The 22,147-nt window shown below is 57.4% G+C and carries 19 protein-coding genes; 12 read left to right on the top strand and 7 right to left on the bottom strand.

The features are described 5' to 3' along the window. The first annotated feature begins 243 nt into the window (after window positions 1–243). From hrpA to J7E41_RS19870, 8 genes are all read left to right on the top strand, one after another. Complete coding sequence (gene hrpA, locus J7E41_RS19905; RefSeq protein ID WP_214995470.1) at window positions 244–4,155, top strand: ATP-dependent RNA helicase HrpA; 3,912 nt, start codon at window positions 244–246, stop codon at window positions 4,153–4,155. A 224-nt stretch (window positions 4,156–4,379) separates the two neighbouring features. Then, entirely contained in the window at window positions 4,380–5,501 is a 1,122-nt protein-coding gene (locus J7E41_RS19900; RefSeq protein ID WP_214995468.1) for a beta-ketoacyl-ACP synthase III, read from the top strand. Between the two features lie 93 nt (window positions 5,502–5,594). Continuing rightward, window positions 5,595–6,209, top strand: a complete 615-nt coding sequence (locus J7E41_RS19895) for an RNA polymerase sigma factor (protein WP_214995466.1) — start codon at window positions 5,595–5,597, stop codon at window positions 6,207–6,209. Beyond that, window positions 6,203–6,439 carry an anti-sigma factor family protein gene (locus J7E41_RS19890; RefSeq protein WP_214995464.1) on the top strand — a complete coding sequence of 79 codons (237 nt, stop codon included), beginning with the start codon at window positions 6,203–6,205 and terminating at the stop codon, window positions 6,437–6,439. The genes J7E41_RS19895 and J7E41_RS19890 overlap by 7 nt, the downstream gene beginning before the upstream one ends. 336 nt (window positions 6,440–6,775) lie before the next feature. After that, window positions 6,776–8,110, top strand: coding sequence for an OprO/OprP family phosphate-selective porin (locus tag J7E41_RS19885; RefSeq protein WP_214995462.1), 1,335 nt, complete (start codon window positions 6,776–6,778; stop codon window positions 8,108–8,110). A gap of 592 nt (window positions 8,111–8,702) precedes the next feature. Further along, a complete protein-coding gene (locus J7E41_RS19880; protein WP_214995460.1) occupies window positions 8,703–9,176 on the top strand; it encodes a CesT family type III secretion system chaperone in 474 nt (157 codons plus the stop codon). Further along, a complete protein-coding gene (locus J7E41_RS19875) occupies window positions 9,169–10,173 on the top strand; it encodes a hypothetical protein (RefSeq protein ID WP_214995457.1) in 1,005 nt (334 codons plus the stop codon). The genes J7E41_RS19880 and J7E41_RS19875 overlap by 8 nt, the downstream gene beginning before the upstream one ends. 291 nt (window positions 10,174–10,464) lie before the next feature. Beyond that, window positions 10,465–11,589, top strand: a complete 1,125-nt coding sequence (locus J7E41_RS19870; protein WP_214995455.1) for a GNAT family N-acetyltransferase — start codon at window positions 10,465–10,467, stop codon at window positions 11,587–11,589. An 11-nt stretch (window positions 11,590–11,600) separates the two neighbouring features. Here the strand turns inward: J7E41_RS19870 and aqpZ are convergent, their stop codons facing one another. The 5 genes from aqpZ to J7E41_RS19845 form a co-directional block, all read right to left on the bottom strand. Beyond that, complete coding sequence (aqpZ, locus tag J7E41_RS19865) at window positions 11,601–12,305, bottom strand: aquaporin Z (RefSeq protein ID WP_169353428.1); 705 nt, start codon at window positions 12,303–12,305, stop codon at window positions 11,601–11,603. 170 nt (window positions 12,306–12,475) lie between these two features. Continuing rightward, the gene (locus J7E41_RS19860) at window positions 12,476–14,308 is read right to left on the bottom strand and encodes an ABC transporter ATP-binding protein (RefSeq protein WP_214995453.1); all 1,833 of its coding nucleotides are present in this window, start codon (window positions 14,306–14,308) and stop codon (window positions 12,476–12,478) included. A gap of 83 nt (window positions 14,309–14,391) precedes the next feature. Then, window positions 14,392–14,955 (bottom strand): peptidylprolyl isomerase, encoded by a 564-nt coding sequence (locus tag J7E41_RS19855; protein WP_214995451.1) that lies wholly within the window; start codon window positions 14,953–14,955, stop codon window positions 14,392–14,394. A gap of 3 nt (window positions 14,956–14,958) precedes the next feature. After that, complete coding sequence (locus J7E41_RS19850; RefSeq protein ID WP_214995449.1) at window positions 14,959–15,762, bottom strand: alpha/beta fold hydrolase; 804 nt, start codon at window positions 15,760–15,762, stop codon at window positions 14,959–14,961. 14 nt (window positions 15,763–15,776) lie between these two features. Beyond that, window positions 15,777–16,700, bottom strand: coding sequence for a LysR family transcriptional regulator (locus tag J7E41_RS19845; protein WP_214995447.1), 924 nt, complete (start codon window positions 16,698–16,700; stop codon window positions 15,777–15,779). 49 nt (window positions 16,701–16,749) lie between these two features. On the opposite strand from J7E41_RS19845, the gene J7E41_RS19840 reads away from it, so the two are divergent. The 3 genes from J7E41_RS19840 to J7E41_RS19830 all read left to right on the top strand — a co-directional run bounded on the left by J7E41_RS19840 (window position 16,750) and on the right by J7E41_RS19830 (window position 18,892). Next, entirely contained in the window at window positions 16,750–17,064 is a 315-nt protein-coding gene (locus J7E41_RS19840) for a 3-phosphoglycerate kinase (protein WP_214995445.1), read from the top strand. Between the two features lie 151 nt (window positions 17,065–17,215). Next, window positions 17,216–17,815: an FMN-dependent NADH-azoreductase gene (locus J7E41_RS19835; RefSeq protein WP_214995443.1), complete on the top strand. Its 600-nt coding sequence runs from the start codon at window positions 17,216–17,218 to the stop codon at window positions 17,813–17,815. A gap of 201 nt (window positions 17,816–18,016) precedes the next feature. Further along, window positions 18,017–18,892, top strand: coding sequence for a carboxylate/amino acid/amine transporter (locus J7E41_RS19830; RefSeq protein ID WP_214995441.1), 876 nt, complete (start codon window positions 18,017–18,019; stop codon window positions 18,890–18,892). A gap of 102 nt (window positions 18,893–18,994) precedes the next feature. On the opposite strand, the gene J7E41_RS19825 is transcribed toward J7E41_RS19830, so the two are convergent. Further along, window positions 18,995–20,284, bottom strand: a complete 1,290-nt coding sequence (locus J7E41_RS19825; RefSeq protein ID WP_214995439.1) for a mechanosensitive ion channel family protein — start codon at window positions 20,282–20,284, stop codon at window positions 18,995–18,997. Between the two features lie 192 nt (window positions 20,285–20,476). On the opposite strand from J7E41_RS19825, the gene J7E41_RS19820 reads away from it, so the two are divergent. Next, window positions 20,477–21,823, top strand: coding sequence for a DEAD/DEAH box helicase (locus J7E41_RS19820; protein ID WP_169353419.1), 1,347 nt, complete (start codon window positions 20,477–20,479; stop codon window positions 21,821–21,823). A gap of 47 nt (window positions 21,824–21,870) precedes the next feature. Here the strand turns inward: J7E41_RS19820 and J7E41_RS19815 are convergent, their stop codons facing one another. After that, window positions 21,871–22,146: a hypothetical protein gene (locus J7E41_RS19815; RefSeq protein WP_214995437.1), complete on the bottom strand. Its 276-nt coding sequence runs from the start codon at window positions 22,144–22,146 to the stop codon at window positions 21,871–21,873. Window position 22,147 lies beyond the last annotated feature (1 nt).

The following is a 22,147-nucleotide window of genomic DNA, read 5'->3' as shown; positions in this document are numbered from 1 at the left end:
CGTTATAGCGTTTACATTGGAGCCGATCTCTCTTCTCATAAGTTGTCAGCCTTTTATGATGGTGTTTGATACCTTTCCTTATTAGCTGTGGGAGCTTTCTCCTATTCGGTAGGACGTTTTCCAAGGAGAGCGGGTGTCGTAAGTGGTCGCCTCGTCCGCAGGTACGGAATCTGCGACAATCCTCAGTTACGAGAATGTCACCGCAGGCTTACCTGCCTCACTAAAAAGACCTTTGCCCACCTGATGACTGACCAAGCGCCCGCTATCGACCAACTGCTGAAAAACCTCGATCACGCCATGCTCGCCGACCGCCACCGGTTGCGTCGGCAGCTGCTTGAGCTGCGCAAGAAGCCCGATGAGGAGAAACTTGCGCAGTGGGTGACGAAGATGCAGGCCTCCTGTGCCCAGGTGACGGCGCGGCGTGCCAGCCTGTCCGTGATTCGTTATGACGACAGCCTGCCGATTGCCGCCAAGCGTGACGAAATCAAGGAAGCACTGCTCAAGCATCAGGTGCTGATCATTGCCGGCGAAACCGGCTCGGGCAAAACCACCCAGTTGCCGAAAATCTGCCTGGAGATCGGTCGCGGCCAATACGGTTTGATCGGCCACACCCAGCCGCGGCGGATTGCTGCGCGCAGCGTGGCGAGCCGGGTCGCCGAGGAGTTGGCTACGCCGCTTGGGTCGTTGGTGGGCTATCAGGTGCGGTTTGAGGACCAGAGCGATTCCAACACCCTGATCAAGCTGATGACTGACGGCATCCTGCTGGCGGAAACCCAGAACGACCGTTACCTCGAACGCTACGACACGATCATTGTCGACGAAGCCCACGAGCGCAGCCTGAACATCGACTTCCTGCTGGGTTACCTGAAAACCCTGTTGCCACGTCGTCCGGACCTGAAAGTCATCATCACCTCGGCCACCATCGACTTGGAGCGCTTCTCCAAGCACTTCGATGATGCGCCGATCGTCGAGGTGTCCGGGCGTACGTTCCCGGTGGAAACCTGGTACCGCCCGCTGACTCTGGAGCAGGACGAGGAGGGCAACCGCGTCGAGGACGACTTGACCGTGGACCAGGCGATCCTGGCCACCCTCGACGAAATCGCCGCGTTTGAACGCAGCGAGCACAAGAGCCCCGGCGATGTGCTGGTGTTCCTGCCGGGCGAGCGAGAGATTCGTGACGCCGCCGATATGCTGCGCAAGGCCCAGCTCAAGCACACGGAAATCCTGCCGTTGTACGCACGGCTGTCACCGGCCGAGCAGCAGCGGATCTTCCAGTCCCACCCGGGCCGCCGCGTGGTGTTGGCGACCAACGTCGCCGAAACCTCGCTGACGGTGCCGGGCATTCGCTATGTGATCGACAGCGGCACCGCCCGCATCAGTCGCTACAGCTACCGCGCCAAGGTCCAGCGCCTGCCGATCGAGGCGATTTCCCAGGCCAGTGCCAACCAGCGTAAAGGCCGTTGCGGACGGGTCGAGCCGGGCATTTGCGTGCGCCTGTTTAGCGAAGAAGACTTTGTTGGACGGCCGGAATTTACTGATCCGGAAATCCTGCGCACCAACCTGGCAGCAGTGATCCTGCAGATGCTGCACCTGCGACTGGGTGAAATCACCGACTTCCCGTTTATCGAACCCCCGGATGGCAAGGCCATCAGCGACGGTTTCAACCTGCTGCAAGAGTTGTCGGCGGTGGATCGCAACAGCCAGTTGACCCCGATGGGCCGGCAGTTGGCGCGTTTGCCGGTGGACCCGCGCATGGGCCGCATGCTGCTGGAAGCGGCCAAGCTAGGCAGTTTGCAGGAAGTGTTGATCGTCGCCAGTGCCATGTCGATCCAGGACCCGCGCGAGCGTCCGCCGGAGCGTCAGCAAGCCGCCGACCAGGCCCATGCACAATGGAAAGACCCCGATTCGGATTTCGCCGGGCTGGTCAATCTGTGGCGCGGATTTGAAGAGCAGCGCCAGGAACTGACCGCCAGCCCGCTGCGCAACTGGTGCCGCAAGAACTTCCTCAACTACTTGCGTTTGCGTGAGTGGCGTGACTCCCATCGTCAGTTGAGCTTGATCTGCCGTGATATGCAGTTGACGCTGAATAAAGAGCCGGCGGACTTTCCGAAGCTGCACAAGGCGGTGCTTTCGGGCTTGCTGAGCCAGATTGGCCAGAAAACTGAAGACGGTGACTACCTCGGCGCCCGCCAGCGACGCTTCTGGATTCACCCTTCCTCGGGCATCGGCAAGAAGCGTCCGCAGTGGTTGATGACCGCCGAGCTGGTGGAAACCACCAAGCTCTATGCACGGATGGTGGCCAAGATCGACGCGGACTGGATCGAGCCGCTGGCCGGGCACCTGATCAAGAAAAACCACTTCGAACCCCACTGGGAGAAGAAGCGCGGACAAGTCGTGGCCTTTGAGCAGATCACCCTGTTCGGGCTGATCGTGGTCGGTCGTCGGCCTGTGCATTACGGGCCGATTGATCCGGTGACCTCCCGCGAACTGTTCATCCGCGAAGGGCTGGTGAGGGGCGAGATTCAGTCGCGGGCCAAGTGCCTGACGGCCAATCAGCAACTGCTGGAACAGCTCGACGAACTGGAAGCCAAGGCCCGCCGTCGTGACATCCTGGCGGACGAAGAAACCCTGTTTGCCTTCTACGACGCGCGCTTGCCGGCGGAGATCCACCAGACCGCCACTTTCGACAGCTGGTACAAGGTCAACAGCCAGAAAGACCCGCAACTGCTGATCATGCGTGAGGAAGACGTGCTGGCCCGCGAAGCCAGTGAAGTCACCGCCGCGCATTACCCGGACACCTTGCACCTGGGTGACCTGGCCTTGGCCTTGAGCTATCACTTCGAGCCCAACCATCCCCGTGACGGCGTGACCTTGCGCGTGCCGGCGCCGCTGTTGCCGGCACTGCCGGCCGAGCGCCTGGAATGGTTGGTACCGGGGGTGATCGAGGCCAAGTGCATCGCCCTGGTGCGCAACTTGCCCAAGGCCCTGCGCAAGAATTTTGTGCCGGTGCCGGATTTCGTCAAGGCGGCGCTGCAACGGATCGAGTTTGCCCAGGGCTCGCTCCCGCAGGCCCTGGGACGTGAATTGTTGCGCATGACGGGCGCGCGGGTCAGCGACGAAGCCTGGGCTGAATCTGCTCAGCAGGTGGAAAACCACCTGAAGATAAACCTGGAAGTGGTCGACGGCCAAGGCAAGTTCCTCGGTGAAGGGCGCGACCTGGCTGAACTGACGGCGCGCTTCGCCGAAGCCAGCCAGGCGGCCTTAGCCGTGCCACAAACGGCGAAAAGCCAACAGCCGGTGGAAGCCAAGGTGTTCGCGGCAGTGGCCGAGAAGACCCAGCAGAAGATCGCCGGGCTGTCGATGACGGTCTATCCGGCGTTGGTGGAGGAGAGTGGCACGGTCAAGGAAGGACGTTTCTCCACCGCCGCTGAAGCCGAGTTCCAGCACCGTCGAGCCTTGCAGCGTTTGTTGATGCAGCAATTGGCGGAGCCGGCAAAATTCCTGCGGGGTAAATTACCCGGTTTGACTGAGCTGGGGCTGATGTACCGCGAACTGGGGCGCATCGATGCCTTGGTGGAAGACATTTTGCTGGCCAGCCTCGACAGCTGCGTGCTGGAAGGGGAGGCCACTCTGCCTCGGGATGGGGCCGGCCTGGCCGCCTTGGCCGAGCGCAAGCGCGGCAGTTGGACCGAACATGCCGAACGTCTGGCACGCTTGACCCTTGAGGTACTGAAGCTGTGGCACGGCCTGCAAAAACGCTTCAAAGGCAAGATTGACCTGGCCCAGGCCGTGGCGCTCAATGATATCAAGCAGCAACTGAGCAACCTGGTGTACCCGGGCTTCGTGCGGGAAACCCCAGCCCAGTGGTTCAAGGAGTTGCCGCGCTTTCTCAAGGCTATCGAGTTGCGCCTGGAGAAACTGCCGAGCCAGGTGCAGAAGGATCGTGTCTGGAGTACCGAGTTTGGCGGACTGTGGAGCCAGTATCAGGCGCGCCTGAACAAACATGCCCAGGAAGGCAAGCGCGACCCTCAGCTAGAGTTATACCGCTGGTGGCTGGAAGAGTACCGGGTATCGCTGTTTGCCCAGCAGTTGGGGACCAAAGTGCCGATTTCCGACAAGCGTTTGAGCAAACAATGGAGCTTGGTGGAAGCCTGACCGTACGCCGGGGCCTGGCACGCTTTGCAAATGGCGCCAAACCCCCGGCTTTATGGCAAACTTCGCTGTTATAAATGCCGGGATCGTCGAAAAGGGCTGTTGCAGCCGCGACGCGATGGAATAAAGCGTTTCCAGTTTGATGTCCGCGGGGCGGAATAGAACTACTTACGGTTTGGTACGACGGTGCCAATACTATCTGCCTGAACAGATTTAGAGGAACGACCGTGCATAACGTCGTCATCAGCGGCACAGGCCTGTACACCCCGGCCGACAGCATCTCCAACGAAGAGCTGGTGCAGTCTTTCAATGCTTACGTACAACAGTTCAACCTGGATAACGCAGCGGCCATCGAGCGCGGTGAGGTGCAGGCACTGACCGAATCCAGCGCCGCCTTTATCGAAAAGGCTTCGGGCATCAAGAGCCGCTTTGTCATGGACAAGGCCGGTATTCTCGACCCCCAGCGTATGGCGCCACGCCTGCCCGAGCGTTCCAACGACGAGTGGTCGGTCCTCTGCCAGATGGCGGTCGGCGCTGCCGAGCAAGCCTTGCAGCGCGCCGGCAAGACCGCTGCCGATATCGACGGTGTGATCGTTGCCTGCTCCAACCTGCAACGCGCTTACCCGGCCATCGCCATCGAAGTTCAGGAAGCCTTGGGTATCGAGGGTTTTGGCTTCGACATGAACGTGGCTTGTTCTTCCGCGACCTTCGGCATCCAGAACGCGTGCAACAGCATCCAGCTGGGCCAGGCCCGGGCGATCCTGGTGGTCAGCCCGGAAGTGTGTACCGGTCACCTGAATTTTCGCGACCGTGACAGCCACTTCATCTTCGGTGATGCAGCCACGGCGGTGATCCTCGAGCGGGCCGACCTGGCCACGTCCAAGCACCAGTTCGATGTGGTCAGCACCAAGCTGCTGACCACGTTCTCCAATAACATCCGCAATAACTTCGGTTTCCTCAATCGCGCAGCGGAAGAGGGCATTGGTGCACCGGACAAGCTGTTCGTGCAGGAAGGCCGCAAAGTTTTCCGTGATGTCTGCCCGATGGTCGCCGAGTTGATCGGCAAGCACCTGGCGGAAAACCAGTTGAATGTGGATGACGTGAAGCGCTTCTGGCTGCACCAGGCCAACCTGAGCATGAACCACCTGATCGTCAAGAAACTGCTGGGTCGCGAAGCCACGGTGGAAGAAGCGCCGGTGATCCTCGATACTTACGCCAATACCAGTTCGGCGGGTTCCGTGATTGCGTTTCACACCTACCAGGATGACTTGCCCAAGGGCGCTGTGGCGGTACTCAGCTCTTTTGGCGCGGGCTATTCGATTGGTAGCGTGATTCTGCGCAAGCGCTGATTAACGAAGCGACGCGGTCAGTGTGGGAGCTGGTAAGCCCGGCCCCACACTGGCTGTGTGCTTATCTTGAAATGTGTTTGTACCGAGGTCTGAATGGCAGCAGCGGACGACTCGCACCTGCTCGAACGACTGCTCAAGGGCGAGCAGCGTGCCTACAAGGAACTGGTCACCACCTATCAAAGCGCCATGCGCGCTGTCGCCTACGCCATTGTTGGCCAGCGTCATGCTGATGAAGTGGTGCAGGACGCGTGGCTCTCGGTGGTGCGCAACCTGGGCAAATTCGAGGGACGTTCCAGCCTCAAGACCTGGCTACTGACGATTACCGCCAACGCTGCCAAAGGCCGTTACAAACAAAATCGCCGGGAAGTCCTGCTGGATGACCTGCCGTCGCCTCACGGTACCCTCGGTGATGATCGCTTCGTGCCGGAGGATGGTCACTGGTTGGTCGCACCGTTTGCCTGGCACCAGGACACACCTGAAGCGTTGCTCACCGAAAATGAACTGCGCGAATGCCTGGAGCACACGCTGTTGAGTCTTTCTGAATTGCAAAGCAGCGTATTGCTGTTGCGCGAGCGCCAGGGATTGGAGCTGGAGGAGATTTGTAATCTTCTGGAGATCTCGCTCTCCAATGTTCGTGTGCTGTTGCATCGGGCACGGCTTAAAGTTTTCGCCACCGTGGAACATTTTGAGGAAACCGGCGAATGTTGACCTGTAAAGAACAAGTGGCACGTTCCAGTGACTATCTCGATGGGCAACTGACCTTTCGCGAACGCTTGCTGGTGCGTCATCACCTGATGTTCTGTCCTAATTGCCGGCGCTTTATCCGCCAGATGCGCCTGATGCAAGCCACCTTGCGGGTCATGCCCGAGCCACCTGTGCCGGGTGTCGACGAGTTGGCTGAACGCTTGGCCGCCGAGCGCTCCCGCGACCCGTCATAACCTGGCAATTTTTACAGCAACACCCCAACCCGCGCCGGCTCCGGACGCGGGTTTTTTTTGCTCTGAAAATCATTTTCTTAAAAAACATTTCATTTTTGTCAGGTTTTTTACATCTTGTTTCATCTGCCATTTTTAGCACCTTTTACCATGAGAGCCTTACGGGGCGTGGCTTTTCGCTTATTTCCAGTCGCTATAAAAAAGTTCCCATGTAACAAAATCTTTATGTTGCAGCAACCCGTCTGAAATATCTCCTCGCCAAGATCCCCACCCAACACCAGCGGGCATGACCCGCGTGTTTTGCCAATGCACAAGACCATCAATTAGGGGAATTCTTCGATGATCCGTAAGCACTTCGCCGGTTTTGCGGCCAGCGCCCTGGCCCTGGCTGTTACCGCCCAGGCTTTCGCTGGTACTGTCACTACTGACGGCGCCGATATCGTAGTCAAAACCAAGGGCGGCCTTGAGGTTGCTACTACCGACCAGAACTTCAGCTTCAAACTGGGTGGTCGTCTGCAAGCCGATTACGGCACGTTTGATGGTTTCTACACCAAGAACGGTGACTCGGCCGACGCCACTTACTTCCGTCGCGCCTACCTGGAACTGGGTGGCACTCTGTACAAGGATTTCAAATACCAGATCAGCTACGATTTCTCCCACAACTCCGGCAGCTCCGACGACGGCTACTTCGACGAAGCGTCTATGTCTTATGTGGGCTTCAAGCCGGTCGCCATCCGTGTCGGCCGTTTCGATGCGGACTTCGGCCTGGAAAAAGCCACCAGTTCCAAGTGGGTCACGGGCATCGAGCGTAACTCGGCCTACGAATTGGCCGACTGGATCAACTCCCATGAAAACGGCATGGGCATCCAGATCAGCTCGGTAGTGGCCGACATGGCTTACTTGTCCGCCAGCGTTGCCTCCAAAGACATCAACGACGAGGACGGCAAGGGCGTGAAGCAATTCAACGGCCGTGCCGTGTTCGCGCCGATGCATGAAACCGGCAACGTCTTGCACGTAGGTCTGGATGTTGCAGTACGTGACCTGAAAGACACTGCTTTCGACTCTCGCATCCGTCCGCGCCTCGGCGCTCGTGGCGTATCGACTGCGGGTGGCAACGACGCCGGCTCTAATGGTAACCGTGCCACCTTCGGCGGCGGCGTGGGCCTGGATTCTGGCAACCTGACCAGCACCGATGCCTATGACACCGACACTGTGTTCGGCGGCGAATTCGCTTTCGCCACAGGTCCCTTGTCCCTGCAGGCCGAATACCTGAACCGCAAGATGAAGGCTGACAGCAGCGCCTACCAGGATGTGAAAGCCACCGGTTTCTACGGCCAAGTGGCTTACACCCTGACCGGCGAAGCCCGTGTCTACAAACTCGACGGCGCCAAGTTCGACACCATCAAGCCCGAGAACAAGCAGTACGGGGCGTGGGAAGTGTTCTATCGCTACGACAACATCAGCGTTGACGACAAGAACGTCGTTCGCAACAGCGCTACCCGTGAAACCGGCGACGCCAAGGCCAACCTGAACACCATCGGGGTCAACTGGTACGCCAACGAGTCCGTCAAGATCTCGGCCAACTACGTCAAAGTCAGCACTGACAAGATCAAGAACGCCAATGGCGATGACAGTGGTGACAACTTTGTAGCGCGCGTGCAGTACGTGTTTTAAGTAATCTGCGACACAGCCACAAAGCGCTCTTCCTTCATCCGTTAAAGCGCTCCTCGTTTTTTGCCCCGCCGTTTGGCGGGGTTTTTTTTGGGTGCGCCAAACATTGCACTTGGCGGTCTGGTGTCGCCGCTCAAACACCAAGGGCTGCTGCTTCACATCAATCCATGACCGATTATCCAAAGTGGCAGGTATACCCTGGTTGGGATTGATCACGTTCAGTGATTGCTTTTAACGTATTTTTGGATGTCTTTTCATGCCTGAAAATATTCATGGAACTATAGTTTTCTATTAGGCCTTATCGGATGTAAGTCTTGGCGGGATAATATTTTAAGGTTTGTTTGTGGTTAGGTTGGTGTTTTTGGTTCCAGTTGTATTTTATTGAATTTTTCAGTAACGGTTGAGTTGCGTTTTTCGCTCGGTGGCACAGAACGGCTGTAGGCTTCCATTGTCAGAGGTTTCGCATGGATGCTCTGATATGAATTTTAATAAATTTCGGAGTTAATATTATGCTTACTGTTTTGGAAGCTTCTAGGTACAGGTATCTCATTGTTTATGGCCTATTGCTTGATCGGCTAGGTAGGAGCGATCAAGCATGAAAAAACATGACGATTTTTTGCAAAGGTTTGGGCTTAAACTCGGTTTGTCAGATTTAACGTTTGATCGTTATCGTATGTGCCAGTTGAGGGTCGAGGGTCTGAAATTTGCAGTTTATGATAATCGCGCCCGGGGAGGTATTACTATTCTTTGTGAACTATCAGGGCCGTCTATGAATAGTGCGGAGGTGGAGTCCTGGCGCAATTTTCTATTCGAGACTCAGTTTGATTTCTTGCATAAAGATACAGCAGTTGTTGGACTTAACTCAGCGTCGGGTGCGATGGTGGCGATGAGTCATGTTTTGGATGAAGATGTATCGGTTCAATTATTAAGTGAGGAATTAAGTGGATTGATTGATTGGGTAATGGATTGCTCTCGAAGGTTTTCCATGAGCTATCCACCGGTAGTTTCTAAATCACTATATCCATCACATAAGCTTTCCCATGGACTCGCGAGTTATCACAATGCCTAGTATAAGTCCGGCTCATATTTCCAGTACCTCTTTAGACTCCATTGGCGAGAGGGCTGCCGAAGTTACAGAGAATAATGGCATCACTCGTAAGGTAGTCCTGGGTGAAGCCAACGACCTTTATGGAGTATCTCGGAATGATTCTTTTAGTAGCAATTCCGCGGTGGAAAAAGATGTGGCTTCTCGCCAAGTAGTTAAAGCGCTGCGTGGTTTTGTAAGTGGGAAATCCCATACAAAAATGATCCATAATGGGACGCTCTGGAAAGATGTTCCTGCGCAGGCGGAAAAGAACCATATTGATAGCCTTTCAAAAAGTAATCTTCAAAGCCTGCGTAAAGAATTAGGCAGCTTAACGACTGAGGAAAAGGGGTTTCTAGAAAGGTTTTTTGAAGTGCCATTATTTGCAACTCATAGTACTGCGGCACCTGTAAAGCGGGAAGATGATAGCGTTGCTCTGTTCTCTCGCCAGAAATTGATTGATCGTAATATTATCTTTAATGCGGAAAACTCACCGCAAGAAGATATAAAATTGCTGGGGAATGATGATTTTGTATTTTTTGCGCTGGAAGCAGGCGTCGAGCCGAAAAAGCCAAGCAGCCGTTTTGGTGGTACAACCTTTCGTTTCGATTTTGATGAGCCTGTATTTAAGGACGCAGCTTGGCTAAGTTTGGTCGAGATGCGTTTTGCTAAAACACCTAATTTGGATCGTCACATCGAAGGACTTAGTGCCGAGGAGTACAGTGTTTTATCCAAGCGTACATTGCAGCCTTTTGAAACTGTTTTTTCCGGTGGAGATATGAAGGCGGGCATCGGGCTGTCTATTATTCGTGATCTGCGTAAGCTTCCACCAGAATCAGGACGGCGCCTTCTTGAAAGCGCAGGGGAGAATCAAATAAATAAACTTGTTAATGGTATGTATCGCCCGGAGATAAAAGTCGCAAGGCATTTTTTTTCTGATAAATACATCGAGGCCGCAGTCAAAAAAGATGATAAGTCATAGGCGGCTTAGAGGGGTAAGAGAACGCATACTTTCAAAGCTCGACACTTGGACGGAGCGCTACAACGTATACGCAGCCGTGTGCGAGATGTGAGAGGACGATAGACGTAAAGCCCACCTCCAGCTCTATGCCTTTGAAAACGCCTTGCCTCTCTTTATGACCGAGCTTGCTCGCGAAGAACCCGAAGGTCGCCGTGTTCTGTCAGAATGGTCACGTTATTATTAACGACCATCGCGAGCCAGGACTTGGCGTCCCCCTCGCTCCCACAAAAGCCATGACCGTCGGGGAATGGGATGCCGTTACAACGTTTGAATAGCCTGTCCGAGATTACCCCCGAAGAGTGGAATGCACTGGTCCCCATCGACCAGCCTTTTTTGCGCCATGCCTTCCTCAGTGCCTTGGAGGACAGCGCCAGCCTCGGTCCGCCGTCCGGCTGGCAGCCCGAACACCTGCTGCATTATGAAGAGGGGCGCCTGATTGCCGCTCTGCCGAGCTATCGCAAGTGGCATTCCTATGGCGAATACGTCTTTGACCATGGTTGGGCCGATGCCTGCGAGCGTGCCGGTATCGACTACTACCCCAAACTCCTGACGGCCGTTCCTTTCAGCCCGGTGAGTGGGCCGCGCCTGCTGGTGGCCAGTGTCGAGGACGGTTTTGAGCTGCTCAAAAGCCTGCCTGGCTACCTGGAAATCGAAGGTCTTTCCAGTGCCCATATCAACTTCACCGATGAGTTGGCCGACAGCGCCCTGGCCGGGCAGCCCGGTTGGTTGCAACGACTGGGTTGCCAGTTTCATTGGCAGAACCGTGGCTATCGAGACTTCCAGGACTTTCTCGACGCCTTGAGTTCGCGCAAGCGCAAACAGATGCGCAAGGAGCGTGAACAGGTGGCGGGGCAGGGCATCGAGTTCGAGTGGTTGCAAGGCCATGAGCTGAGTGAGGCGCAGTGGGATTTTGTCTATGCCTGCTACGCCAATACTTATGCCGTGCGCCGGCAGTCGCCGTACCTGACCCGAGCCTTTTTCAGCCTGTTGGCCGAACGCATGCCTGAAGCGATTCGCGTGGTGCTGGCCAAACAAGGGTCACGGCCTGTAGCGATGGCCTTCAGCTTGATCGGCGGCGGCAGTTTTTATGGTCGTTACTGGGGCTGCCTGGCGGAGTTCGACCGCCTGCATTTCGAGACATGCTTCTATCAAGGAATGGATTACGCGATTGCCCACGGTTTGCAGCGTTTCGACGCTGGTGCCCAGGGCGAGCACAAACTGATTCGTGGGTTCGAGCCGGTCATCACCCATTCCTGGCACTACCTGCGCCATCCCGGTTTGAAGACGGCAGTGGCGGACTTTCTGGAACGGGAGCGGGTTGGGATCCTGGCGTATGCCGAGGAGGCGAGAACAGCCCTGCCTTATCGGCAGGGCTGAACCCGTTTGGCTCAGGCTTTCTCTTCTTTGCCCAACCAGCGATAGACCACACCGCCGACCACTGCACCGAGGATCGGCGCGACCCAGAACATCCACAACTGCTGGAGTGCCAAGCCGCCGACAATCAGCGCCGGGCCAGTACTGCGCGCCGGGTTGACCGAAGTGTTGGTGACGGGGATCGAGATCAGGTGGATCAGCGTCAACCCCAGGCCAATGGCAATCGGCGCCAAGCCAGCTGGGGCACGACGGTCGGTGGCGCCGAGGATGATCAGCACAAACATCGCCGTCATCACCAGCTCAGTGACAAAGCCCGCAGCCATCGAGTAACCACCCGGTGAATGCTCGCCATAGCCATTGGAAGCCAGGCCGCCGGCCAGTTCAAAACCAGGTTTGCCGCTGGCAATGAAGTACAACAGAGCAGCCGCGACGATGGCGCCGATAACCTGAGATACGATGTACGCCGGTAACTCCTTGGCCGGAAACCTCCCGCCCACTACCAGCCCCACGGATACTGCCGGGTTGAGGTGACACCCGCTGATATGCCCGATGGCATAGGCCATGGTCAGCACGGTGAGCCCGAATGCCAGGGCCACACCAAGCAGACCGATCCCGACGTTGGGGAACGATGCGGCCAATACCGCACTCCCGCAGCCGCCCAACACCAGCCAAAACGTACCTAATCCTTCCGTAACGGAACGTTTGAACAGAGAAGACATGAACACGTCCTTAATAGATTGCTCTATCTGATTAACTGGTCGGTGAAGCTTCCTTGCCGCTTATGTCAGGATCCTCCTGAATCCTGATTGCAGTACAGCAGGATTATGGCGTATGACCAGTTTGATAGAGAAAAACTGTCAGAATTGTTCGGATTTTGAGACAGTGGGCGTCAGTCGATTCCTACAAAACCTCCCGTCTGGTGCTGCCACAACCGCGCATACAACCCGCGATGAGCCAGCAGCTCGGCATGGCTGCCACTTTCGGCGATCTGCCCCTTCTCCAGCACCACCAACCGGTCCATCCGGGCAATGGTCGAGAGCCGGTGGGCGATGGCGATTACGGTCTTGCCTTGCATCAGGGTTTCCAGGCTTTCCTGGATCGCTGCTTCCACTTCCGAGTCGAGGGCCGAGGTGGCTTCGTCCATGATCAGGATCGGCGCATCCTTGAGCAGTACCCGGGCAATCGCAATCCGCTGGCGCTGGCCGCCGGAGAGTTTCACGCCACGTTCGCCGACGTGGGCATCCAGGCCGGTGCGGCCTTCGGAGTCCGACAGCAGCGGGATGAACTCGTCGGCGCGAGCCTTGTGGACGGCGGCCCAGAGCTCTTCGTCGGTGGCGTCGGGCTTGCCGTACAGCAGGTTGTCGCGGATCGAGCGGTGCAGCAGCGAGGTATCCTGGGTGATCATGCCGATGCGCTCGCGCAAGCTTTCCTGGGCGACTTCGGCGATGTTCTGGCCGTCGATCAGGATGCGACCGCCTTGCAGGTCATACAGGCGCAGCAGCAGATTGACCAAGGTGGACTTGCCTGCACCGGACGGGCCGATCAGGCCGATTTTTTGCCCGGCTTTGATCTCCAGGTTCAGGCCGCCGATGATTCCGCTTTTCTTGCCGTAGTGAAAATCCATCTGCTCAAAACGCACTTCTCCGTGGGGCACGCTCAGGGGTGGGGCATTTTCCACGTCGCTGACCGCGACCGGCTGGGCGATGGTTTTCAGGCCATCCTGGACCATGCCGATGTTCTCGAAGATGCCATTGACCACCCACATGATCCAGCCGGACATGTTGACGATCCGGATCACCAGGCCGGTAGCCAGGGCGATGGCGCCGACGGAGATCATCGATTGGGTCCACAGCCACAGGGCCAGGCCCGTGGTGGTGACGATCAGCAGGCCATTCATGGTGGTGATCACTACGTCCATGCTGGTGACGACACGGCTGGCCAGTTGGGTTTTCTCGGTCTGCTCGACGATGGCTTCCTTGGCGTAGTTCTGCTCGAAATGGGTGTGAGCGAACAGCTTCAAGGTGGTGATGTTGGTGTAGCCGTCGACGATCCGTCCCATCAGTTTGGAGCGTGCTTCGGAGGAGATTACCGAGCGTTCCTTGACCCGTGGGACGAAGTAACGCAAAGCCAGGCTGTAGCAGACGATCCAGGTGACCAGCGGGATCATCAGGTGCCAGTCAGCCTCGGCGAACAGCACCAGAGAGCTGATGGCGTAGATCGCCACGTGCCAGATGGCATCCACCGCCGCTACCGCCGAGTCCCGCAGGGAGTTGCCGGTTTGCATGATGCGCTGGGCAATACGCCCGGCAAAATCGTTCTGGAAGAAGTTCAGACTCTGCTTGAGCACATAGCTATGGTTCTGCCAGCGGATCAGGCTGGTCATGCTGGGACTGATGGTCTGGTGTACCAGCAAGTCGTGCAGTGCGCCGAAGATCGGACGCAGCAGCAAGGCGACCACCGCCATCCAGATCAGCTCGGTAGCGTGAATCTGGAAGAAGTCGGGTGGCGGCGTGCCTTGGGCCAAGTCAATGATGCGGCTCAGGTAGCTGAACAGCGCCACTTCGATCAGTGCGCCGATCAGGCCCACCACCAGCAGCGCGGCAAAGCATGGCCACACCTGACGCAGGTAATAGAGGTAGAACGGCAGGACTTTATCGGGAGGAGACGCGGTAGGGGCGTCGCGGAAAATATCGATCAGTTGTTCAAAACGACGATAGAGCATTAGGTCTGACGCCCGCCGGGCGGGCTCTCCTGTTCAAATACGCGCGGTGCCTTGTGGGTACCGCGCGAAACTCCCTGTAGACCTCAGTCGATGCGTTTGGCCGACTTGATCAGGACAGGATCGATTGGCACGTTTTGCATGCCCTGTTTGGTGGTGGTTTGCGAGTTGACGATGACGTCGACCACGTCCATGCCTTTGACGACTTTGGCGAAGACTGCGTAGCCGGCATCGCGGCCTGGATCAAGGAACGCATTGTCCGCGACGTTGATGAAGAATTGGCTGGTGGCCGAGTTCGGGTCGTTGGTACGGGCCATGGACAAGGTGCCACGTACATTATGCAGGCCGTTGCTGGCTTCGTTCTTGATCGGTGCTTCGGTGGGTTTTTGCGACATCTGCGCAGTGAACCCGCCACCCTGGACCATAAAGCCCGGGATCACACGGTGGAAAATGGTGTTGGTGTAGAAACCCTTGTCGACATAGGCCAGGAAGTTCTTGGTGCTGATCGGAGCCTTGACCGGGTCCAGTTCGATTTCGATCTCGCCATTGGTGGTGGTGATCAATACGTGGGGCGCCTTGGCAGGTTCAGCGGCCATCAGGTTGGCAGCAAACAGAACGGAGCCTGCAAAGAATGCGATTTTTTTCAGCATGGGTCAGTGATCCTGGGTAGTGGTTTCGACGGTATTCAGAAAATCGAGCAAGGTGGTATTGAAGACCTCGGGTTGATCCAAGGGCGTGGCATGGCGGGAATCGTTGATCACCACCAGCCGTGCATCAGGCAGCAGTTTTACATAGATTTCTTTCTGCGCCACCGGGGTGTAGTCGTGGTCGGCGCTGACGACCAGGGTTGGACAGGTGATCCTGGAAAGTCGTTCCTGTACACCCCAACCAACAATCGCATCGAAGCTGGCGAGGTAAGCACGTTTGTCGTTTTTTGCCCAGCGTTCGGTCATCTTGCGCCGCAGTTCGGCCTGCTCAGGTTTGGGAAAAAGCATCGTGCCCAAGGCTTTGCCGATGGTGTTCAAGCTCAGGACTCGCGCCAGGCTCCAGCGTTTGGCCCACTGCCAATAATCGCTGGCGGTGCGGACCTTGACCTGAGGCGCGCTGTTGACGACGCACAGGCTCTTGACTAACTGGGGTTCATCCACGGCCAATTGAAAGGCGATCATGCCGCCCATGGACAGGCCCACCACGTGGGCAGAGGGCAGATGCAAATGCTCGATCAGCGCTACAAGGTCGGCGGTAAACCCCGGGATGCTGTAGCGCTCCCGGGGTTTGTCGGAGCGGCCGTGACCGCGTGTGTCCACGACGACCAACCGGTAATGTTGTGCCAACACCGGCACCTGCAACTCCCAATCCAGGCAACTGGAGCCCAGGCCGTGGATCAGGATCAGCGGTGTGCCGTGGCCATATTCCTCGTAATGCAGGGTGCAACCTTCATGTTCGAAATAGGCCATTGATGAACTCCTGTTCAGGCTTGCTGCGGTGCGGCAAAAGGTGCGTCCAGCGGTGCGGTGTCAAAGGTACGTAGCAGCTCGACGAGAATCTGCGTGGCGGGGCCCAAGGGTTTGTCCTTGTTTGAATACAGGTAAAACGCCGGGTTGCGGCTGGCGCCTTTCTCCAAGGGGAGCTGCTTGAGCAGGCCTTCCTTGAGTTCACGTTCGATCATGTGCCTGGGCAGCCAGGCAAAGCCCAGGCCGCTGCTGACGAAGGTGGCGGCGGTGGGCAGGCTGCCGACGGTCCAGCGCTGTTCGGCGCCAAGCCAGCCGACGTCTCGCGGCTGCTGGCGGCCGGAATCGCGGATCACCACCTGCATCTGGCTTTCCAGGTCGTGGAAACTCAATTCGCGGTTCAGTCGATGCAATGAGTGCTCTGGATGGGCTACGGCGATAAATTCCACGTCGCTCATTTCGGTGCCCAGGTAGCCAGGAATGATGAAGCTGCTGATGGCCAGGTCGGCCATGCCGTCTAGCAGCAGCTCCTCGACGCCGGACAGCACTTCTTCGCGCAGGCGTACGCGGCAACCACGGCTTTGCGGCATAAAGGCGGTCAGGGCGCGCACCAGTCGGGCGCTGGGGTAGGCGGCGTCGACCACCAGGCGCACTTCGGCTTCCCAACCCTGTTCCATGTGGTGAGCCAGGTCTTCCAACTGGCTGGCATTTTTCACCAGTTGCCGGGAGCGACGCAGCAGCACTTCGCCGGCTTCGGTCAGCACGGCCTTGCGCCCGTCGATGCGCAGCAATGGCACGCCCAATTGGTCCTGCATGCGGGCCACGGTGTAACTCACCGAGGATTGTGAACGGTGCAGCACTTCGGCCGCCTGGGCAAAACCACCATGGTCGACTACGGCCTGCAGCGTGCGCCATTGATCAAGGGTAACGCGGGGCGCTTTCAAGATGAGCTCCTCTTGTCCTAAGCTGACAGTCCTTACTGGAGACTGCCGAATGAGAAAATTCTGTTGTGTACTGCTGACGCTGCTGCCGCTGAGTGCATTTGCCTATCCCATCGACGTGACAAAAAAGACCGATGGCGTCAGTGTCGATTACATGGCATCTGATGTTGACAGCGATATCAGTTCGATCCAGCTAAACAACTACGGCACTAACGACGCGGTGTGCAAGGTAGTCTTCACCAACGGCCCGGAATCCCCTCGCACTCGCCAGGTCACGGTTCCGGCGGGGAAGAGCACCAACACCACGGCCAAGTTCACCCGCGACATTATCAAGATGCGCATCGCCCTGACCTGCGCACCGAAATAACGCATAAGCGGAGCACGCCGACAGCAATACTCCGCTTATAAACAAATTTATAGATGGGTTATAGCAGTTTTTTACGCTTTTTTATCGAATGGGCTCTGTTTAACCTTCACTCCATCGACTTACAGCATTTACCGATGGAGCCTACATAGCCATGTCCCGTGTTCTGATTATTGAAAGCAGCGCCCGTCAGCAGGATTCAATCTCCCGTCAACTGACCCAACAGTTCATCAGCCAGTGGCAGGTCGCCCATCCAGCCGATCAGATCACTGTGCGTGACCTGGCCATCAACCCGGTGCCGCATCTGGACGCTAACCTGCTGGGTGGCTGGATGAAGCCGGCCGAACAACGCAACGATATTGAACAGGCCTCACTGGACCGCTCCAATGAATTGACCGATGAGCTGCTGGCGGCCGACGTGCTGGTGATGGCCGCGCCGATGTACAACTTCGCTATTCCCAGCACGCTCAAGGCCTGGCTCGACCATGTGCTGCGGGCGGGTGTGACCTTTAAGTACACCGCCACCGGTCCCCAGGGTCTGCTCAATGGCAAGCGCGCCTTTGTCCTGACCGCACGCGGTGGCATTCATGCCGGCGGCGTCAGTGACCATCAGGAACCTTACCTGCGCCAGGTCATGGGCTTTGTCGGCATCCACGATGTCACCTTCATTCATGCCGAAGGAGTGAACATGGGTGGTGACTTCCAGGAGAAGGGCCTGAACCAGGCCAAGGCACTGCTGGCCCAGGTGGCCTGATTGTTAATCTCCAGATAATCGCCCGCTGTTTATATATGGCCACGCAACCCTTCAAGTACGCGTATCGAACCTCCCTTTGCACTTGTTGCTCCTGAGTGCTCCTGCCCGATTGACGCTTTAGCGAGATCGGGTTTTTTTTGCCTTGAGTTTCGCAAGTGTTCGAAAACCGCTAAGGTCCCGCCCATTCGATATGAGGCGAACATGGGCTACCTACTGATTGTCACCCTGATCCAGGCATTTTCCTTCAGCTTGATCGGCGAGTATCTGGCGGGTCACGTCGACAGTTACTTCGCGGTATTGGTGCGCGTGCTGCTGGCCGGCCTGGTATTTATCCCGTTGACCCGCTGGCGCTCCGTGGAGCCCGCGTTCATGCGCGGTATGTTATTGATCGGCGCCCTGCAGTTTGGCGTGACGTATGTCTGCCTGTACTTGAGCTTTCGCGTGCTGACGGTGCCGGAAGTGTTGCTGTTCACCATCCTGACCCCACTGCATGTGACCCTGATCGAAGACGCCTTGAATCGGCGCTTTAACCCTTGGGCGCTGATTGCGGCCTTGGTGGCGGTGGCGGGAGCGGCAGTGATTCGCTTCGACCAGATCACGCCGAACTTCTTCATGGGCTTCCTGCTGCTGCAATTGGCCAACTTCACCTATGCCGCCGGGCAGGTGATGTACAAGCACCTGGTGGCCCGTCACCCCAGCGATCTGCCGCACTATCGGCGTTTTGGTTACTTCTACCTGGGGGCGTTGGCGGTGGCATTACCGGCGTTCCTGCTGTTCGGCAAGGCCAACTTCTTGCCTGAAGCGCCGTTGCAATGGGGTGTGCTGGTGTTCCTCGGCCTGGTCAGCACAGCCTTGGGGTTGTACTGGTGGAACAAAGGCGCTTGCCTGGTCAACGGCGGCACCCTGGCGGTGATGAACAACCTGCATGTGCCGGTGGGCTTGCTGCTTAACCTGTTGATCTGGAATCAGCATGAACCTTTAGGGCGGTTGTTCCTTGGTGGGATGGTGATTCTGGGAGCGGTGTGGATCAGCCGGTTGGGTATAAAGTCCGGGCCTGGCGTAAAGTCGGCGGCCTGATCAGTCTTACGGGTGTTCTAAAGTGAGGGGGCTCAGTTGCTGTTCCAACTGACGGGCGATCCGCAGTTCCAGCGCTCGTAGCACCCCTCGCAGCAATCGATATCAGTTTTCCAGGGCTTCCACGGCCCTGGCGTTCTGTTTCACCGGAAACAGGCTGGCCCGCAAGTCATTGCCGCTGGGCTGTTGGTACAAGCTCAGGCCAAACTCCGGCAGCACCGCCAGCAAATAGTCGAAGATATCGCCCTGGATCCGCTCGTAATCGGCCCACGCCGTGGTTCGCGTGAAGCAGTAGATTTCCAGCGGCACGCCTTGGGCGGTGGTCTGCATCTGGCGGACCATGCAGGTCATGTTCGGCTGGATGTCCGGATGGCTTTTCAAATAGGCCAATGCGTAGGCACGAAAGGTGCCCAGGTTGGTCATCCGTCGACGGTTGGTGGTCAACTGCGCGCTGTGGCCCTGGGCTTCGTTCCAGGCTTTCAATTCCGCCTGCTTGCGGCCGATGTAATCGGTCAGCAGGTGCACCTGAGTCATGCGCACCTCTTCATCGTCCCGCAGGAACCTTATGCCACTGGCGTCGATAAACAGGCTGCGCTTGATCCGCCGCCCACCCGAGGCCTGCATGCCGCGCCAGTTCTTGAACGACTCGGACATTAGCCGCCAGGTGGGGATAGAGACGATGGTCTTGTCGAAGTTTTGCACCTTGACCGTGTGCAACGTGATGTCCACCACGTCGCCGTCGGCACCGACCTGAGGCATTTCGATCCAGTCACCGACCCGCAGCATGTCGTTGCTGGTCAGTTGCACACTGGCGACGAATGACAGCAGGGTGTCCTTGTAGACCAACAGAATCACGGCCGACATGGCGCCCAAGCCTGAGAGCAGCAACAGCGGCGAGCGGTCAATCAGGGTGGCGACGATGATGATGGCGCCAAACACGAACAGCACCATTTTCGCCAACTGCACATAGCCCTTGATGGAGCGGGTGCGAGCGTGTTCCGTGCGAGCGTAGATATCCAGCAGGGCATTGAGCAGGGCGCTCAGGGCCAGGACCTGGAACAGAATGGTGAATGCCAGGGCGACGTTGCTGATGAACACGGTACTGGTCTTGCTCAGCTCCGGCACCAGGTATAGGCCGAACTGAATGACCAGGGACGGCGTCATCTGCGCCAGACGATGGAAGACCTTGTTGTGCCGCAGGTCATTGAGCCAGTGCAGGGACGGTTGCCGACCCAGCAGTTTGACGGCGTGGAGGATGAGGTAACGTGCCACCCGTCCGAGCAGCAGGGCCACCACCAGCAACACCACCAGCGCGAGGCTTGAATGCAGCAGTGGGTGCTGATCGAGGGCACCCCATAAGTCTTGGACGTTGAGCCAGAGCTGTTTGATATCCATGGGCTAAAGCGATTCTTCTGTAGGACTGACGGGGCGATTAGAGCATTGAAGTGCTTCAAAGTTAGTGCTGCGGACAAATCCCCTGACAAAAAAGCGCCTGATTAGCGTTGTTCGCGTAAAGAAACTCGGCCTGAGCGCCCGAAACCGTTACTCTATGCAGCTGTTTTTTTGTATTTCTTCGAGGTAGCACCCGTGTTTTCCCAATTCGCCCTGCACGAACGCCTGCTCAAAGCTGTGGCCGAGCTTAAATTTGTCGAGCCAACGCCTGTGCAAGCAGCGGCCATCCCGCTCGCGCTCGAAGGGCGTGACCTGCGGGTGACGGCTCAAACCGGGAGTGGCAAGACCGCTGCTTTCGTCCTGCCGATCCTCAACCGTCTGATTGGCCCGGCGAAAGTCCGCGTCAGCATCAAGACCCTGATCCTGCTGCCGACCCGCGAACTGGCCCAGCAGACCTTGAAGGAAGTGGAACGCTTCTCCCAGTTCACGTTCATCAAGTCCGGCCTGATCACCGGCGGTGAAGACTTCAAGGTCCAGGCCGCCATGTTGCGCAAGGTGCCGGACATTCTGATCGGCACGCCGGGTCGGATGATCGAACAACTGAACGCCGGCAACCTGGACCTCAAGGAAGTTGAAGTCCTGGTCCTCGACGAAGCTGACCGCATGCTCGACATGGGCTTTGCCGATGACGTGCAACGCCTGGTGCAAGAGTGCACCAATCGCCAGCAGACCATGCTGTTCTCGGCCACCACCGGTGGCTCGACCTTGCGCGACATGGTCGCCAAGGTCCTGAACAACCCTGAGCATCTCCAGGTCAACAGCGTCAGCGACCTGAACTCCACTACCCGTCAGCAAATCATCACTGCTGACCACAATGTGCATAAAGAACAGATCCTCAACTGGTTGCTGGCCAACGAGACCTACCAGAAGGCCATTGTCTTCACCAACACCCGGGCCATGGCCGACCGTATCTACGGCCGCCTGGTGGCTCAGGAGTACAAGGCGTTTGTCTTGCACGGTGAGAAAGACCAGAAGGACCGTAAGCTGGCCATCGATCGCCTGAAGCAAGGCGGCGTGAAGATCCTGGTTGCCACCGACGTCGCTGCTCGCGGCCTGGACGTGGATGGCCTGGATATGGTGATCAACTTCGACATGCCTCGCAGCGGCGACGAATACGTGCACCGTATCGGTCGTACCGGCCGCGCCGGCAACGATGGCCTGGCCATTTCGCTGATCTGCCACGGTGACTGGAACTTGATGTCGAGCATCGAGCGCTACTTGAAGCAGTCTTTCGAGCGCCGCACGATCAAGGAAGTCAAAGGCACCTACGGCGGACCGAAAAAGGTCAAGGCGTCGGGCAAGGCTGTTGGCGTGAAGAAGAAAAAGGTCGACGCCAAGGGCGACAAGAAGAAAACCGGCGCCAAGTCGCCGACCAAGCGCAAGATCGCCAATCGACCGAAGACCGACAACCTGTCGCTGGTCAGCAAGGACGGCATGGCCCCGCTCAAGCGCCGCAAGCCAGAAGCGCCTGCTGCCGAGTAAGGCTTGATCCATAAAAAAACCGGACGCTGTCCGGTTTTTTTTCGCCCTCAGTTTTTGGCTTTGGCAGCGGCCTCGCCCAGTTCCTGGAGCCGTTTGTCGATCAGTTGGCACTTGTCCGGCAGGTCGGCGCTGGCAGTGTCCAAGTCCATGTGCTGCAGCTCTTCGTTTATCTCCTTGGCTTTGGTCGGGTTCTGTTCAGTGAGTTTGCTCACTTCCTTGGCCAGTTGCTCGCGCTTGGCGGTGGCTTCTTCCGGAGTGCATGCCCAGGCGGGCAGAGCAGCCAGCAGCGTGGCGGCAACGACCATATTCAGCAGGGTTTTCATC

Origin of the sequence: Pseudomonas fluorescens (assembly GCF_018614655.1) — a bacterium.
GTDB lineage: Bacteria > Pseudomonadota > Gammaproteobacteria > Pseudomonadales > Pseudomonadaceae > Aquipseudomonas > Aquipseudomonas fluorescens_BX.
Note: the sequence above shows the minus strand (reverse complement) of the source record. Positions and strands in the feature narration are given on the sequence as shown.

What these genes read in the sequence shown, in the direction of transcription:
- hrpA (WP_214995470.1), top strand. Translation starts at nt 244, where the DNA reads ATGACTGACCAAGCGCCCGCTATCGACCAACTGCTGAAAAACCTCGAT.
- J7E41_RS19895 (WP_214995466.1), top strand. Translation starts at nt 5,595, where the DNA reads ATGGCAGCAGCGGACGACTCGCACCTGCTCGAACGACTGCTCAAGGGC.
- J7E41_RS19890 (WP_214995464.1), top strand. Translation starts at nt 6,203, where the DNA reads ATGTTGACCTGTAAAGAACAAGTGGCACGTTCCAGTGACTATCTCGAT.
- J7E41_RS19885 (WP_214995462.1), top strand. Translation starts at nt 6,776, where the DNA reads ATGATCCGTAAGCACTTCGCCGGTTTTGCGGCCAGCGCCCTGGCCCTG.
- J7E41_RS19880 (WP_214995460.1), top strand. Translation starts at nt 8,703, where the DNA reads ATGAAAAAACATGACGATTTTTTGCAAAGGTTTGGGCTTAAACTCGGT.
- J7E41_RS19875 (WP_214995457.1), top strand. Translation starts at nt 9,169, where the DNA reads ATGCCTAGTATAAGTCCGGCTCATATTTCCAGTACCTCTTTAGACTCC.
- J7E41_RS19870 (WP_214995455.1), top strand. Translation starts at nt 10,465, where the DNA reads ATGCCGTTACAACGTTTGAATAGCCTGTCCGAGATTACCCCCGAAGAG.
- aqpZ (WP_169353428.1), bottom strand. Translation starts at nt 12,305, where the DNA reads ATGTCTTCTCTGTTCAAACGTTCCGTTACGGAAGGATTAGGTACGTTT.
- J7E41_RS19860 (WP_214995453.1), bottom strand. Translation starts at nt 14,308, where the DNA reads ATGCTCTATCGTCGTTTTGAACAACTGATCGATATTTTCCGCGACGCC.
- J7E41_RS19855 (WP_214995451.1), bottom strand. Translation starts at nt 14,955, where the DNA reads ATGCTGAAAAAAATCGCATTCTTTGCAGGCTCCGTTCTGTTTGCTGCC.
- J7E41_RS19850 (WP_214995449.1), bottom strand. Translation starts at nt 15,762, where the DNA reads ATGGCCTATTTCGAACATGAAGGTTGCACCCTGCATTACGAGGAATAT.
- J7E41_RS19840 (WP_214995445.1), top strand. Translation starts at nt 16,750, where the DNA reads ATGAGAAAATTCTGTTGTGTACTGCTGACGCTGCTGCCGCTGAGTGCA.
- J7E41_RS19835 (WP_214995443.1), top strand. Translation starts at nt 17,216, where the DNA reads ATGTCCCGTGTTCTGATTATTGAAAGCAGCGCCCGTCAGCAGGATTCA.
- J7E41_RS19830 (WP_214995441.1), top strand. Translation starts at nt 18,017, where the DNA reads ATGGGCTACCTACTGATTGTCACCCTGATCCAGGCATTTTCCTTCAGC.
- J7E41_RS19825 (WP_214995439.1), bottom strand. Translation starts at nt 20,284, where the DNA reads ATGGATATCAAACAGCTCTGGCTCAACGTCCAAGACTTATGGGGTGCC.
- J7E41_RS19815 (WP_214995437.1), bottom strand. Translation starts at nt 22,146, where the DNA reads ATGAAAACCCTGCTGAATATGGTCGTTGCCGCCACGCTGCTGGCTGCT.